Genomic DNA, 14190 nt, shown 5'->3' on the forward strand with positions numbered 1-14190 from the left:
GAACTCATCCGCAGCCCATCCATGCCGTCGTCGCTACCCGCGCTGTCGGACAGGAACACGGATTCGTCTTCGCCTTCGAGCCAGCCGCGGCGCGACAGGTGCCGGCACACGCGATGCGCGATGGTGTTGGCGACCTGCGTCAGTTGCGCAGAGGTGGGGGCACGGGCGCGGCGCAGGCGCGGCTTGCGCCGCGGGGGCTCGACGTTCGCGTCGTACACGCCGTCGAGCCACAGCATGTGGAAGTGAACATTCAGGTTCAGCGCGCTGCCGAAGCGCTGGATCAGGGTCACCACGCCGCATTGCGCCGTATCCCGCGGCACGCCGGCCTGATCGGCAAGCCAACCGGCGATCACGCGCTGCACGATGCCCAGCACCGGGCCAATGGCTTCTGGCTTGCTGGCGAACAGGAAACGCAAGGGGTACGGAAAGCTCAGCACCCATTGCCGCACCGGCCGCGGGCCGAACACCTCGTCCACCAGATGCCGCGCCGACTCGGCCATGCGCCGCGCGCCGCAGCTGGGGCAGAAGCCGCGCTTCTTGCAGGAATACGCCACCAGCCTCTCGGCACGACAGTGCTCGCAGACCACGCGCAGGAAGCCGTGCTCGAGCACGCCGCAGCGCAGGTAGGTCTCGAACTCCTCGCGCACATACTCGGGCAGCGGGCGGTCTTCTACCTCACGGCGCGCGAGAAAGTCCGGCCAATGCGCCTGCAGCAGGTCTGGAAGCAGGAGGTTGGGCAAGATTTCTCGCCTTGCCGAGCGGCGGCCGCTGAATGCGACTGTGCAGTTCCGCAAGGGGAACGTCCGCACCAATGTCCAGATCCTCGACATTTCCACGCATGGCGTGCGTATTGCCGCGATCCAGGCGCTCCGTATCGGGGACACCTGCTGGATAAGGTTGCCGCAGCTGGAGCCCCAGCAGGCGAAGGTCGTGTGGGTGGATGAATTCGTGGTCGGCTGCCAGTTCGCCCGGCCGCTGCATCCTTCCGTATTGGATAATATCCTGCGCCTGCGGCAGCCCGCCAGCCGGAAACCGGAGTAGGCAAGTCACCCCCGAACAGGCGGCCGCCGGACCTCTTTGCGGCGCGCGGATTCCCCTGACTGCAAAAAATGCACTAGGCTGGGACGATGTCCGACCTGGCCCTTGTCCTCGCCCTGCTGATTTCCGCCATTGTCATGTTCGCGATCGGCCGTCCGCGAATGGATGCCGTTGCGTTGATGATGATCGTGGCGCTGCCGCTTTCCGGGGTCATCACCGTCGAGCAGGCATTCGCCGGCTTCGCGGATCCCAACATCATCCTCATCGCCGCGCTTTTCGTTGTGGGCGAGGCGCTGGTCCGGACGGGCGTGGCGCAGATGCTGGGGGACTGGCTTGTCAGCAAGGCCGGCCGCAGCGAGGCCCGGCTGATCGTGCTGCTGATGATCGTCGTGGCGGGCATCGGCTCGTTCATGAGCTCGACCGGCGTGGTCGCCATTTTCATCCCCATAGTCCTGCGGATCGCGCGCAACGCCCGCATTCCCGCCAGCCGGCTGATGATGCCGCTGTCGGTCGCGGCATTGCTCAGCGGCATGATGACACTGGTCGCCACGGCGCCCAATCTCGTGGTCCATGCCGAGCTCGAGCGGCATGGCTATGAGGGATTCAGCTTCTTCGCCTTCACGCCTTTCGGCCTTCCGCTGCTTGTCCTGGCCATCATCTATATGCTCGCCGCGCGCCGTTTCCTCGCCGGCGTGCCGGAAGCGGAGCAGGGGCCGGAACGCCCCACCCTTCGCGATTTCATAGAGAAATACGGACTGGAGGGCCGCGAATACCGCTTTGCGGTGGATCCCTATTCTTCCCTGATCGGACGGCCGCTCGCCACGCTCGACCTGCGCGGCAGCGCCGGGATCAATATCATCGCCATCGAGCGTGAGAGGCGCTTTTCCCGCCAGCTTCTGCGCCCGCACGCCCACAGCCAGCTGGAGGCCGGGGACATATTGATGATCGATGCGTGCGGGCGCGATCTCGATATCGGGAAAGTGGCTCGCAGCTTCAGGCTGCACCCGATGGAACTGGCCGCCAATTATTTCGGGGATCGCAGTCAGGAGATCGGCATGGCCGAAGTGCTGCTTTCTCCGGATTCGAGGCTGGTGGGCAAAACCGTGGCGGAGGCCGATGTCCGATCGCTTCACGATGTGACGGTCGTCGGGGTCAGGCGCGAACGCAAGGCGCTGGAAGAGCCGGTGACGGAAGTGAGGTTCCGCGCCGGGGATATACTCCTTGTCATCGGCCCCTGGCGCGCGATAGAGCGTCTGCCGCGCTCGCCGGACCGGCTGATCCTGCTGAACCTGCCTGTCGAGAGCGACGATGTAGCGCCCGTCCGGTCGCGCGCGCCATTTGCGGTGGCGATCCTGCTCCTGACGGTCTTCATGATGGCCAGCGGCATCGTGCCCAATGTTCTGGCGGCGCTGATCGGCTGCCTGCTTTTCGGCCTTGCCGGCTGCGTCGGCATGAACGGCGCCTACCGTTCGATCCATTGGCAGACGCTGGTTCTGATCGTCGGCATGCTGCCCTTCTCGATTGCGCTGCAGGAAGTGGGCGGGATCGATCTGGCGGCCGATTGGCTGTTATCGACGGTAGGGTCCGGTTCTCCGCGTGCCGTGTTGGCTGTTCTGTTCTTCGTCACCGCCCTTCTGGGCATGTTCATCTCCAACACCGCGACCGCCGTGCTGATGGCGCCGGTCGCGCTTGCCCTTGCGGCGGGGCTGGAGGCTTCGCCCTATCCCTTCGCCATGACCGTGGCGCTTGCCGCGTCGACGGCCTTCATGACTCCCGTTTCATCGCCGGTGAACATGCTGGTCGTGGGGCCGGGAAACTATCGCTTCGTCGATTTCGTGAAGATCGGCGTGCCGCTGGCGATGATCGCCCTGGTGGTGACGGTCCTTCTCGTGCCGGTTCTGCTGCCGCTATGATGCGGCAATGCCTTGGAGTCTGGATTCAACGTGGCTTTTTTGTTCCTGATTACCCGGCTATCGCATCCACGGTTGCCATCCGATAGGGCAGCGGCGGCGTACGGAGCAGCACGTAGGTCAATCGTGCAACCAGCCGATGCAGTTCGAACCGTCGGTTGAACCGATAGCAGAACTCGCCCAGGTAGCGTTGGGCGTACTTGCGCCGGGGTCCATGGTAGGTGCCGCGCAGAGCGGTCTTCACGTTGCCCAGCATGACGTTGACCCAGCGCAGTGCCGGATGGTCGCACTTGTGCCCACCGCTGCCCGTCCGCAGCCGGCGATGGCTGGTGCCGGCCACCTCGCCCACCGCATTGAACCCTGCCAGGGCATCGGATACGACGACGGTATCGGGGGCCAGGTGGCGCGTGGCCCAGGCGCCGATCTCATCGGCGCTGAATCCCTTGACGACATCCAGCCGCATCACTTCCGGATGGCCCTCCTCGGAGCACTGCACGGCGGCCACGAACGCCTGCTTCCCGTCGGCACCGCGGCCACGTGGCCCACCCCGGCGCTCGCCGCCGAAATAGGCATCGTCCAGTTGGACCCAGCCGGCCAACTGGCGCCTGCCTTCACGCTCGACCATGGCCTGCATCAGCTTGTGCTTGAGCAGCCAGGCCGCGTCGTAGCCGATCCCCAGCTCCCGCGACAGTGCCAGAGCCGATCGGCCCGTCTTGGTGTTGGCGCGCATCCAGAACTGACCCACTTTCGGCGGTGATGCGCGGGTAAAACTGACCCACCTGAAGCCCACATCCTGAGCATCTTTTGCTCGGGGGATTTCAGGAGTGATCACCATGGTCATGTTGGCCAAGATCCGGCGGATGCATTTCCGCGATGGCCTGCCGCTGCGCGAGATCGCCAAGCGCACGGGCCTATCCCGCAATACCATCCGGCGATGGCTGCGCAGCGGCCAGTCCGAGCCGGTCTATCCCAGGCGAGCCTCGCCCTCCCGGCTCGATCCCTACCGGTCCCAGTTGGAGACGTGGCTGCGTGCCGACAGCCATCGTCCCCGGCGGGAACAACGCACCGCCAAGGTGCTGTTCTCGCAGTTGCAGGCGATCGGCTATCCGGGCACCTACACCCGGGTGACGGCCTTCATCCGCCAGTGGAAGGCGGCCGGCGGCGCCAGCCGCCGCCCGGCCTTCGTGCCGTTGCACTTTCCTCCGGGTGAAGCCTTCCAGTTCGACTGGAGCCGCGAGTACGCCTTCGTCGGCAGCCACGCCAAGATGCCGCTGGATCTCGCCCACGTGAAGCTGGCCTGCAGCCGCGCCTTCTGGTTGGTGGCCTATCCCACCCAGAGCCACGAGATGCTGTTCGATGCTCATACCCAGGCGTTTACCGCCTTCGGTGGCGTGCCGCGCCGCGGCATCTACGACAACATGAAGACGGCGGTGGACGGGATCGGCCAGCACCGGGAACGGCGGGTCAACGCCCGCTTCCACGCCATGACCAGCCACTACCTGTTCGCCGCGGAGTTCTGCAACCGCGCCGCGGGTTGGGAGAAGGGGCGGGTCGAGAAGAACGTGCAGGACCGGCGCCGACAGATCTGGATCGAGGCCGGGGCCCGCCACTGGCCAGATCTGGACACCCTCAACGCCTGGCTCGCCAGCGAGTGCCGCGCCGCTTGGCCGATGCAGGCGCATCCGGATGCCTCCGACATCACCGTGGCCGAAGCTCTGGAGGACGAACAGCCCCACCTGATGCCGATGCCCGCGCCCTTCGACGGCTACATCGAGCGGCCGGTGCGGGTCAGTTCGACCGCGCTGGTCAGCTTCCAGCGCAACCGCTACAGCGTGCCGTGCGAACACGCCCACGCCGTCGCCAGCCTGCGCGTGTATCCCTTCGAACTGGCCGTGGTGGTCGGCGAGGCCGAGGTCGCCCGCCACCGGCGCAGCTTCGAGCGTGATCGGGTCCACTACGACTGGCAGCACTACATCGCCCTGGTCCAGCGCAAGCCGGGGGCACTGCGTGACGGCGCGCCGTTCCTGTCCATGCCCGATCCGCTGCGCAAGCTGCAGCAGGTGTTGCTGCGCCAGCCTCACGGCGACCGCGCCATGGCCCAGGTGCTGGCCGCCGTACCCGTGCACGGGCTCGAAGCGGTACTGGTGGCGGTGGAACTGGCACTCGAGTCCGGCCTGGTGCGCGCCGACCACGTGCTCAACGTGCTGGGGCGATTGCAGCATCCGGACCGCACGATCGAGACGGTCGCCTCGCGAGTGACGCTGCGTCATCCGCCGGTGTCCGATCCGGCCCGCTACGACGCCCTGCGGGAGGCAGATCATGTCGACGCCTGACCTGCCGCTGCGCATGCAGCAGCTCAAGCTGCACGGCATGGCCAGCCAGTGGCCCGAACTGCTGGCCAAGATGCGCCTGCACACCATGGAGCCCGAACACTGGATGGCCGAACTGCTGCAGGCCGAGTCCGCCGAACGGCAGGTTCGTGCCCAGGCCAACCAGATGAAGGCCGCACGTTTCCCCGTCCATCGTGACCTGCTCGGGTTCGACTTCGCGGCCAGTCCCGTTGATCGCGCACTGGTCGAACGACTCCACCAGGGTGACTTCATCCACACCCCCGAGAACGTCGTCCTTGTCGGTGGACTGACCTGCCCCCACTGAGCCGTACCACTCGAAGCTAGGTAGAGTCCGTCACCGAGAGAGGACGGACATGCGCAAGAGTCGCTTCACCACGGAACAGATCATCGGCTTTATCAAGCAGGCCGAAGCCGGCATGGCGGTATCGGAGCTTGGTCGGCAGCACGGCTTCAGCCCGGCCAGCTTCTACGCCTGGCGCGCCAAGTACGGCGGCATGGAAGCGGAGGACGCCAAGCGCCTGAAGGAGCTCGAGTCCGAGAACGCACGGCTCAAGCGATTGCTGGCTGAGGCGCATCTGGACATTGAAGCGTTGAAGGTGGGCTTCGGGGTAAAACGCTAGCCCCGCAACGCAAGCGCGAGGCGGTCCGTCGCATGCTCGATGCCACGGCAGTGAGCGAACGACGGGCCTGCCGCCTTGCGGGGCTGTCCCGCGATGCCTTCCGCCACCCGCCCGAACAGGCGCCTGCGACGCAGGCGCTGTCGGCGCGGATCATCGAGCTGGCGCAGGTCCGCCGCAGGTTCGGCTATCGCCGCCTGCACGACCTGCTGCGTCCGGAGTACCCGGCTGTGAACCACAAGAAGATCTATCGCCTGTATCGCGAGGCGAACCTGGCCGTGCGTCGCCGCAAGAAGGTCCGCAGGCCGCCCAGCGAGCGCCAGCCGCTGTCGTCGGCAACGGCGCCCAATGCGGTGTGGAGCATGGACTTCGTCAGCGACGCGCTGGCCAACGGGCGCCGCCTGAAGTGCCTGACGGTCGCCGACGACTTTACCCACGAATGCGTCGACATCACGGTCGACCATGGCATCAGCGGCGCGTACGTCGTGCGCGTGCTGGATCAGGCTGCGCGGTTCCGCGGTTATCCACGAGCGGTACGTACGGATAACGGTCCGGAGTTCACCAGTCGGGCCTTCATTGCCTGGACGCAGCAGCACGCGATCCAGCACCTGCTGATCGAGCCAGGCCGGCCCATGCAGAACGGCTACATCGAAAGCTTCAACGGCAAGTTCCGCGACGAGTGCTTGAACGAGCACTGGTTCACTTCGCTTGCCCAGGCTCGAGACGTCATTACCGAGTGGCGGCGGGACTACAACGAGGTCAGGCCGCACAGCAGCTGCGGACGCATTCCACCCGCCCAGTTCGCTGCCAACCACCGCACCCAAACCCACCAACCCAAAGTACCCTTCAACCCCGGGCTCTCCCAGTAACTCGTGGTACGGCTACTGGGGGCAGGTCAGGACCGGGCACCGGCAAGACCCACCTGGCCACCGCCATCGGCATCCAGGCCGTGCGCCAGCATCGCCTGCGCGTGCGCTTCTTCTCCACCATCGAACTGGTCAATGCGCTGGAGAAGGAACAGGCCCAGGGCAAGGCCGGGCAGATCGCCCTGCGCCTGACCTATGCCGACCTGGTCATCCTCGATGAACTGGGCTACCTGCCGTTCACCCCCTCAGGCGGCGCGCTGCTGTTCCACCTGATCAGCAAGCTCTACGAGCGCACCAGCCTCGCCATCACCACCAACTTGGCCTTCTCCGAATGGGGTCAGGTGTTCGGCGACGCCAAGATGACCACCGCGCTGCTGGATCGCATCACCCACCACTGCCACATCCTGGAGACCGGCAACGACTCCTGGCGGCTGCGCAACAGCACCGCCGCCAACAAGACCAAAGCCAGAATCAGGGCAAAGGAGGCCACCACCCAGACCACCAACTGATACCCTCAGCCCCGTACACCGGGTGGGTCAAAGTTCAACGCGCAGCCTGGGTCAGTTTTAAGTGCGCGCCAACAACTAGCCATCAACTCCGTACCAAATGAACTGTGCCGCAAGGTAGATATCACTCCTACGGCCAGCAACGAGAACGCCATTGCAGCGATAGCCGGCCAGTAAGCTTGAATCAGGTTCATCCATCGCATCCCACACTCCAGTGACCCGAAGCTACTCCACGTGAGTCTCAAAAACTGAGACAACAACGCTCAAGTGAGACATCCTCGCTCCCTGCTGCATCAAGATCTGCCAACTGTTCGACCGCTTGCCGATGCTCGATGCAATTCGAAAATCTACCTACTCTTCCCTTTCGCCCCATGTCCTGACCGATCAACCGCAGGCAGTGGTTTATCCAAATTCAAGCTATCCATCCGCACGTTGTTGGCGTACGCGTTGTATTGCCACCGCCGAAATTGATCAAGCAGCAACGTGTTGGTGGCTTCAAGCCGGCTCACCTGCGCCTCAAGATCCGCGATCCGCCGATTTGCAACTTCCATCGTGAAGTCTCTTGGCCGTTGATCCCTAACCTCTCTCAGCTCCTGCTGCCGACGCCGGTAGTGTTCCTTGATTGCAGGATAATTGAGCAACGCATGGCGGCTCACGGAATCGATGCCAAGCGCTTGGGCAACTCGATCGCAGTAAGCATCCCAGGTCAACTTGCCTTCCCATTGATCCAATACCCGCAGGATCTTGGGTAGGGTCGATTTCGTGACAATCTTCTTCGGCATGGCTTTATGCGAGTGCCAAGGGAATTACGCGAGGATGCAGAGCCAGAGCATCGGGCAGGACTACGCCTAGTTCAATCAGCGCTCGCCGCACTGGCGAAGGATCGTGACCATCTGGAATGCGCAAGACAGTGCCATCGGGCACGCCATCATGCTCCAACGTCATGCGCATCGCCTGCACATGTGCCAACTTCCATTTATGGTTGTCCACCCATCGGTCTGCGCCGAAGCCCCCAGCTTCGCGAGCCTCGAGGGCCCGATCAAGAAGCGCTTTGGTTTGCGCCTCCAGAAGCAGGATTCGATCCAATGTCACGTGATCCCCCTTGATGCATACATGCTCCTTGCAAGTCATGCATTCACGCTGTTTTTGGCAGGGACTCATCGCGTAATCGTGAACGCACATCCCGTAGAGCGTAGCTTTGGCGGTCCCCAGGCGATCTACCCCAAGCTCTTGATAAGTGACCGGTTGACGGCTCTGGAATCGTTCAAGTAGCGACTTATGTTCCACCTTGAGGATGTCTCGCACCTCTCTCATGCGCTCCTCTGGCGAACGATGATCGTAGTGCGCGTTGTCGGCAACACGGGCGCGGCCCGACCACTGAGCCAACGTCATCTCGTCCATACCGCCCCGCTGACTCAGGGTATTGAGCCAATGACGGGGCTGATGAGTCGTGAGCTTGATTGGACTTCCATCTGAGTTCCGATAGCCCTTCTTCTCGAAGAGCGAGAGATCCGAACTCCCGCCCAGGCGATCATTCACCATCGTTGATGTGGCGATTGCCCATGAGAACCGCTTGACTTCATGTTCGCGATGGAACTCGTTCACGCGGTGCAGGCAGAGGGCATCCCAGATCTTCACTGTCCTGCTGTCATCAATGAATGGCCAATCCGGCCCGGCGCACCCTTCAAAAACGTAGGCGGCCAGATCCTTGTAGGAGATGTCACCCCGATCAAGGAGCTTTTTCAACCGCTTGTCCCCAACCACCTGCGACCAAGTGGGCGTGCCGTCAGTACGGTACGTTTTTCTGTGAACCCGAAGCCCTAGAGCAGCTGCCACTTCATTCGGCATCAGCAGACGATCGGCGGCATCGCCCACCGTCACCACACAGCCCGGATGATCCATAAATCTTCCAGGGTGATCATGAGCGAAGCGGGCAGCCGCACGAGCGGGAGCGCCGATTTGGGTCAGCCGACGCACGGCTTCGATGACAACATCCTGCATCACCGAAGGCACCCACTTCTTCGTGGCTCCCTTGCCCTTCGCTGCCCGCCATCGCAGGCACATTTGCGGCGCTCCATATTCGTCGGTATCCCACTGAATGCAGTCAACTGGAAGCGCGAGCACCTCAGAAATTCGCGACGGTGCAACCATCAAAAGCGTGGCGATAGAGGAAAAATATTGAGTCTCGACATCATCGGCGGCTGCAAACATTTCAGCCAAAGCGAACATTGCCTCGTTGGACGGCAGCTTCGCTGCACGGTGTGCTTTCCCCGCGCCTCCGATGTCTTCGGTCAGTATCTTCGGCTTCGGGAACGGCGACTTCCACTGCTGCAAGGAAGGGACAATCTTTTTCTCCCGAAGGAATTCGACAATGCGAGCCATCTGACGCCCCGTCTGGCATCTCTCGTCGTCGCTCTTGTAGAACTCCCGACACTTGGCAGCCGCCACATCCATCACAGCCCCGTTCAGGCCGCTGACGTCGGCACCTCCGCGGGACTCAAGAAGAGCCGCTTCAATGCAACGCAATGCTCGAAGCGGATAGTCAATGTTCTTAACGGGCTTGTGACTGTACGTATAACGAACGTATGCCTTGGCGAATTGGATGAACGGCTCTGCCATCGGGGTGAAACGATGGCTCGTTAATTCCTTCGTCTTCGTGGCAAATACAACTGATGTCTTTCCAAGCCTCCACTTGTGCTCTTCCCAACCGTCTCGCCCACCGAATGCGGTTAGATCTTCACGTGCAAGCCGTATGAACTCAGCCAAATTTTCGCTGGCAAATCGTGCGTCACGCGGTACAAAGAGGACGACATCAGCCATCGGCCACCTCAGCGAGGCACGATGCGCCAGCCAGTTGTTGACGCATGGCAGCGCACTTCGAGACGCAGTCTTCCACAGCAAGTATCAGGAGATCATTGGCGTTGACCACCACCTCCGCACATCCAGCCTCCTTCACCCTGAGTTTCTCAGCGTAAAGATCCTCGAGCACTTCCGAATGTGGAGCGTCGAGCCAGGGCTGGAAGTGCACGCATGTATAGCAAGCGCGATATCCACTGGCGCAGAAGCCAAAGTTTCCGCATGTCCCCACGGCGTTCTGCCGATCATTCGACACACGACTGGTAGGGTCGTCGCCGCGTATCGCGTCACGTTCGCTGCGAACCAGCGTTCCTAGACAAGCTTGTGCAAATGGCGCAAGGGCGGGGCCCACTATCCGGTCGATGAACACCGCCTCTTGGGCCGTATTCTCGGTATAGACCTTGACCTGCTGGATGTCGGATTGGTCCAACAACTCTGCGATCACGTATGCCCCGAATCCTTCCCTCCGAAGTTTCGTACCTCGTGTGTAGCGGAATCTCGTGGCTGTGAGGCGGAGATATTCGCCAGTCCGCTCCGAGCGCGCTGTGCACGCTTGTGCGACGCGCTGTAGCGCCTGACTAAATGATGTCGTCGTCGCGTGCAAAAGATCAGGCGTACCTCCAAGAAGCAACTCTTTAAGCGCGAAACCATCGGTGTTGCGTCGAAGTGTGTACGCCTTGGATGCATTGATGAAGATCGGAATTTCATCCCGCAGCGATGCGTGCAACGTATATCCCACTCGACTCTCGACAAGTTTGACTGAGCCCCTGTGCTGTTGCTGCAACACAACGCCAAGATCGTTCGGGATTGGAAGTGAACGAAACTCACCGCGGAAGGAGCCACCTCGCTGCTTGGAGCGTGGAACATTTAGCGTATAGAAGCTATCGCCTGCCTTCGGCAAAGCCAGATCCTTGCCTCTGAGCGCAGCGATCTGGATGGGTCGCCGAGCAGTCATTGCCAGCATCAACAGATAGGCGTAATCCTCGAAATCAATCGTTTTCTGGACCACCGCGAGATTCGCCCAATCCAATAGGGACTGCAGCTCAATATCCGTGAAAGGTCCCGTTTCTGGGCAGCCGTTTGCCACAGCTGCGCCTTTTTCATTGCCGGTGATACGCCAACCTTCAAGTAGTTCAACCACATCCTTGGAGATCCCAGCGAACCCATAGTCAAGCCATGCCAGCAAGAACCCCTTGAGCCCCCCCAGATTCCACTCCCCATCCAATCCGAGTGAGGCTCTCCAGTTCATGAGCGAAGCCGGAGACACTTCAGCAGACCCCGTTTCACGAATGAACCGCTTCATGCGCTCAGCCATGTTGTAGGTATGTGAGGCGGATTGCTCCTCTGCGTAGCGCTGAAGGGTGAGGCGGGCACCCTGCCTACAATCCGGCTCAAGGTCATCTATGACACCAAGCGAGATTTGAACATCCTTATTGAGCTTCCACTGCATGTCCTTCGGATCGAATGAATAGCCATCCTTCGATATAGCCATACGCGGCGAAGCAGTCTCTGGTACGGCTGCATTCGCCTTAGCGCTTGCCTTCATCACCCACCTTCTTATCGTTATTGCGAGCAAGTGCGCTGCCAAGCAGTCGCATGGCCTTGTCGGCCTGTTCACGGATATGACGCTCGTTATAGACCTTGCCCGACTCCTTGTTGCGATGTCCATTGAGGTGTGCACGAATGTCCTGCTCGCGACCCTCCCTAATGATCTGCTCGGCGTCATTGGAACGCGACGCTGCATTGTGTTGATCAATCGCTAGCGACAGCGCGTAATTCATGTGATGGCGCAGTGCATGAGGATGTATGCCCGCCAGTTCTGGCGAGACCGCGCTGACTCGCTCGATGACTCGGTACAGGCCATTCTTCGACAGCGGCCTCCCAAAGGTCTTCCCGGCCTTGTGCGATACGAAAACGTAGGGATGTCGTCGCGCTCCAGGAATGCGTGCACGCACTTCAAGGATGTAGTGCTGGACCAGCTTTGCGAGCTCGTCCGAGATCGGCAGAATGCGCTCTTTCGTTTTGCTGGTCGGCTGATAAGCGCGAGGATCGTGCACGTCATCGTGATTGCGTCGAACGCTGACGCTTGGCTCGTGCCCAAGATGAAACTGCTCCACCCAAAGGCTGAGCAGTTCGCCCGTTCGCATGCCGGTGACTCGATACAACTCGATGATGATCGCATTCCGCAGCTGGATCGTCGGATCGCTGAACGGGTTCTCGTCGCTCCCGATGGCGATGACTTCCCGCAGCCGCTTGACCACCCCTGGATCAGGCGACTTCTCGACCGGCGTCTGAATGAGTCCGTGCTTGGACCCTCGTGGGCGGTGCTTTCGAATGCGCTTGCCCATCTCAGCCAAATCGTGCGCAAACTCCGCAGAGTTGCGATGCTGGATGATGACGCCGCCGAGGAACTCCAGGTAGTCCGCGATCGTCGTCATGCGGTTGTAGGCCACTCGCTGGGTCACCGAGGGACGCGCCACCGTCGGGCCTACCCGTGCATCAGAAAAGGCCACCACGTTGCCCGAGCGCACTTCGGTGTCTTCTCTAGCGCCCACATATCGCATGTCCAGCTTCGCGAAATCGCGCAGCGACACGATGTCTGGCAACGAAAGGAACGTCCCACCCGTGAACTCGTCAACGAGGTTGCGTCCTTCCTGCATCTCCCATCGAAGGAGCACCTGGATGTGCGTGAGAGCGTTTCGAATCGTATTGACGGCCGCTCCGGCGTTGCGCAACTGCGCCGTCGCAAAGAGCGTCGGGTAGAACACAGGAAGCCCCTGATCGTCCAGCAGAAGTGGCACGCGCTCACCTTGATTCATCACGCGCATCGCAAGCGAGGACATAAGGTCTTTTTCTACATTTACTACATATGAATGACTATACCATTTTATTTTACAAAAGTAGTGAGCAAAAAATAGAAAAGCCCCTTAGTAGAAGGGGCTTCCTGGATCCATTAGCTACAAAGCGTGAGGATAGGTGTCCTAGAACGGAATGTCGTCGTCCGCGAAGTCGTCCATCGGCGGAGCCGACTGCTGCGGCTGCTGCGGGCGCTGCTGCTGGCCATAGCCACCGCCACCGCTGCCGCCACCGCGCTGACCGCCACCACCACCACCACCGCCGCCGTATTCCTGGCGCGGGGCCTGCTGGCGCTGCGGACGTTCGCCGCCGCCGTAATTGCCACCGCCACCGCCACCGCCACCGCCACCGCCACCTTCACCGCGGCCACCCAGCATCTGCATTTCGTCGGCGATGATGTCGGTGGAGTACTTCTCCACGCCATCCTGGCCGGTGTACTTGTCGTAGCGCAGGCTGCCTTCGACGTAGACCGAGCTGCCCTTGCGCAGGTATTCGCCGGCAATTTCGCCGAGCTTGCCGAAGAACACCACGCGGTGCCATTCGGTGCGCTCCTGCTGGTTGCCATCCTTGTCCTTGCGGACGCTGGTGGTGGCCAGGCTGATGCGGGTGATCGCCATGCCGCCTTGGGTGTACTTCACGTCCGGGTCGTTGCCGAGGTTGCCGACCAGGATGACTTTATTGATGCCGCGCGCCATAGGGTTGCTCTTCCGTTGTCCGAGGGCAGGCCTGAGAGATTACACACTCTTGGAGGTGCGGATACACCGGCCGCCCTGCGGGAAATCTGGGTGGGATGACAGAACGGCCAATTCTATCATCCCTGCCTGCCCGGCCTCTGTCGGGGATGCCCCCGAGCGCTTTCGGATTTTGGCTGAACCGTTGCGGGACAGGGGCTCCCGCCCTACGTCCCAGCGCTGACCCCGCTAGACTCGGTCCATGTCGAATCCTGAAATCTACGTCAGTACCGATGTGGAGGCCGATGGCCCCATCCCCGGCCCGCATTCCATGCTGAGCTTCGGCTCGGCGGCGTATCTGGCCGACAAGACCCTGGTCGCGACCTTTTCGGCTTGGATTCAACCGGTCGACGCAACACACTGAAGACTGCTTACCGGCAGCAGGAGTGTTGCAGATGGAGCGCAGGCCAAGGATCTACTACAGCGACGCCCAGAAGGCTCTGATGTGGGAGCGATGGC

The 14190-nt window shown here is 61.8% G+C and carries 12 protein-coding genes and 2 pseudogenes; 7 read left to right on the forward strand and 7 right to left on the reverse strand.

All coding sequences use genetic code 11. The features are described from left to right. A partial coding sequence (locus QMX79_RS16270; RefSeq protein ID WP_336618872.1) for a transposase zinc-binding domain-containing protein occupies nucleotides 1-740 on the reverse strand: 740 nt, incomplete at its 3' end. Between QMX79_RS16270 and QMX79_RS16275 the strand changes: the two genes are divergently transcribed. Both QMX79_RS16275 and QMX79_RS16280 read left to right on the forward strand, forming a co-directional pair. Next, nucleotides 733-1041 carry a PilZ domain-containing protein gene (locus QMX79_RS16275; protein ID WP_019185708.1) on the forward strand — a complete coding sequence of 103 codons (309 nt, stop codon included), beginning with the start codon at nucleotides 733-735 and terminating at the stop codon, nucleotides 1039-1041. The two genes, QMX79_RS16270 and QMX79_RS16275, sit on opposite strands and share 8 nt — an antisense overlap. 86 nt (nucleotides 1042-1127) lie before the next feature. After that, nucleotides 1128-2951: an SLC13 family permease gene (locus tag QMX79_RS16280; protein ID WP_019185707.1), complete on the forward strand. Its 1824-nt coding sequence runs from the start codon at nucleotides 1128-1130 to the stop codon at nucleotides 2949-2951. Between the two features lie 49 nt (nucleotides 2952-3000). Here the strand turns inward: QMX79_RS16280 and QMX79_RS16285 are convergent, their stop codons facing one another. Further along, nucleotides 3001-3789 carry an IS1595 family transposase gene (locus QMX79_RS16285; protein ID WP_164145999.1) on the reverse strand — a complete coding sequence of 263 codons (789 nt, stop codon included), beginning with the start codon at nucleotides 3787-3789 and terminating at the stop codon, nucleotides 3001-3003. Here QMX79_RS16285 and istA point away from each other — a divergent pair. From istA to istB (QMX79_RS16305), 4 genes and pseudogenes are all read left to right on the forward strand, one after another. Then, complete coding sequence (gene istA, locus QMX79_RS16290) at nucleotides 3782-5281, forward strand: IS21-like element ISPa36 family transposase (RefSeq protein WP_003097546.1); 1500 nt, start codon at nucleotides 3782-3784, stop codon at nucleotides 5279-5281. The genes QMX79_RS16285 and istA overlap by 8 nt on opposite strands. After that, nucleotides 5268-5585, forward strand: a pseudogene (gene istB, locus QMX79_RS16295) (IS21-like element ISPa36 family helper ATPase IstB); the annotation flags it as partial. The gene istA and the pseudogene istB (QMX79_RS16295), both read left to right, overlap by 14 nt. A gap of 67 nt (nucleotides 5586-5652) precedes the next feature. Continuing rightward, nucleotides 5653-6785, forward strand: a protein-coding gene (locus tag QMX79_RS16300) for an IS3 family transposase (RefSeq protein WP_149500783.1) whose coding sequence is annotated in 2 segments (ribosomal slippage) — nucleotides 5653-5908 and nucleotides 5908-6785 — 1134 coding nt in all. Because the reading frame shifts where the segments join, the coding sequence is not laid out codon by codon here. 29 nt (nucleotides 6786-6814) lie between these two features. Next, nucleotides 6815-7291: pseudogene (gene istB, locus QMX79_RS16305) on the forward strand (IS21-like element ISPa36 family helper ATPase IstB); the annotation flags it as partial. Nucleotides 7292-7635: 344 nt separating this feature from the next. Here the strand turns inward: istB (QMX79_RS16305) and QMX79_RS16310 are convergent. From QMX79_RS16310 to QMX79_RS16330, 5 genes are all read right to left on the reverse strand, one after another. Further along, the gene (locus tag QMX79_RS16310; RefSeq protein ID WP_080114903.1) at nucleotides 7636-8070 is read right to left on the reverse strand and encodes a hypothetical protein; all 435 of its coding nucleotides are present in this window, start codon (nucleotides 8068-8070) and stop codon (nucleotides 7636-7638) included. Nucleotides 8071-8074: 4 nt separating this feature from the next. Then, nucleotides 8075-10108 carry a hypothetical protein gene (locus tag QMX79_RS16315; RefSeq protein WP_282247662.1) on the reverse strand — a complete coding sequence of 678 codons (2034 nt, stop codon included), beginning with the start codon at nucleotides 10106-10108 and terminating at the stop codon, nucleotides 8075-8077. Further along, nucleotides 10101-11690, reverse strand: coding sequence for a site-specific integrase (locus QMX79_RS16320; protein WP_239502341.1), 1590 nt, complete (start codon nucleotides 11688-11690; stop codon nucleotides 10101-10103). The genes QMX79_RS16315 and QMX79_RS16320 overlap by 8 nt, the downstream gene beginning before the upstream one ends. Further along, a complete protein-coding gene (locus QMX79_RS16325) occupies nucleotides 11674-12987 on the reverse strand; it encodes a site-specific integrase (protein WP_149500782.1) in 1314 nt (437 codons plus the stop codon). Before QMX79_RS16325 ends, QMX79_RS16320 begins: the two co-directional genes overlap by 17 nt. A gap of 138 nt (nucleotides 12988-13125) precedes the next feature. Next, nucleotides 13126-13695, reverse strand: coding sequence for a single-stranded DNA-binding protein (locus tag QMX79_RS16330; protein WP_282247663.1), 570 nt, complete (start codon nucleotides 13693-13695; stop codon nucleotides 13126-13128). A 238-nt stretch (nucleotides 13696-13933) separates the two neighbouring features. Between QMX79_RS16330 and QMX79_RS16335 the strand changes: the two genes are divergently transcribed. After that, a complete protein-coding gene (locus tag QMX79_RS16335) occupies nucleotides 13934-14095 on the forward strand; it encodes a hypothetical protein (RefSeq protein ID WP_282247664.1) in 162 nt (53 codons plus the stop codon). The last annotated feature ends 95 nt before the right edge of the window (nucleotides 14096-14190 follow it).

Origin of the sequence: Stenotrophomonas sp. PS02300, from assembly GCF_029959395.1 — a bacterium.
Classification (GTDB): domain Bacteria; phylum Pseudomonadota; class Gammaproteobacteria; order Xanthomonadales; family Xanthomonadaceae; genus Stenotrophomonas; species Stenotrophomonas maltophilia_AD.

Excerpts from the sequence above, each read along its gene's own strand:
- QMX79_RS16320 (WP_239502341.1), bottom strand. The coding sequence starts at position 11,690 with ATGAAGGCAAGCGCTAAGGCGAATGCAGCCGTACCAGAGACTGCTTCG.
- QMX79_RS16330 (WP_282247663.1), bottom strand. The coding sequence starts at position 13,695 with ATGGCGCGCGGCATCAATAAAGTCATCCTGGTCGGCAACCTCGGCAAC.
- QMX79_RS16335 (WP_282247664.1), top strand. The coding sequence starts at position 13,934 with ATGTCGAATCCTGAAATCTACGTCAGTACCGATGTGGAGGCCGATGGC.
- QMX79_RS16315 (WP_282247662.1), bottom strand. The coding sequence starts at position 10,108 with ATGGCTGATGTCGTCCTCTTTGTACCGCGTGACGCACGATTTGCCAGC.
- istA (WP_003097546.1), top strand. The coding sequence starts at position 3,782 with ATGGTCATGTTGGCCAAGATCCGGCGGATGCATTTCCGCGATGGCCTG.
- QMX79_RS16325 (WP_149500782.1), bottom strand. The coding sequence starts at position 12,987 with ATGTCCTCGCTTGCGATGCGCGTGATGAATCAAGGTGAGCGCGTGCCA.
- QMX79_RS16280 (WP_019185707.1), top strand. The coding sequence starts at position 1,128 with ATGTCCGACCTGGCCCTTGTCCTCGCCCTGCTGATTTCCGCCATTGTC.
- QMX79_RS16310 (WP_080114903.1), bottom strand. The coding sequence starts at position 8,070 with ATGCCGAAGAAGATTGTCACGAAATCGACCCTACCCAAGATCCTGCGG.
- QMX79_RS16285 (WP_164145999.1), bottom strand. The coding sequence starts at position 3,789 with ATGACCATGGTGATCACTCCTGAAATCCCCCGAGCAAAAGATGCTCAG.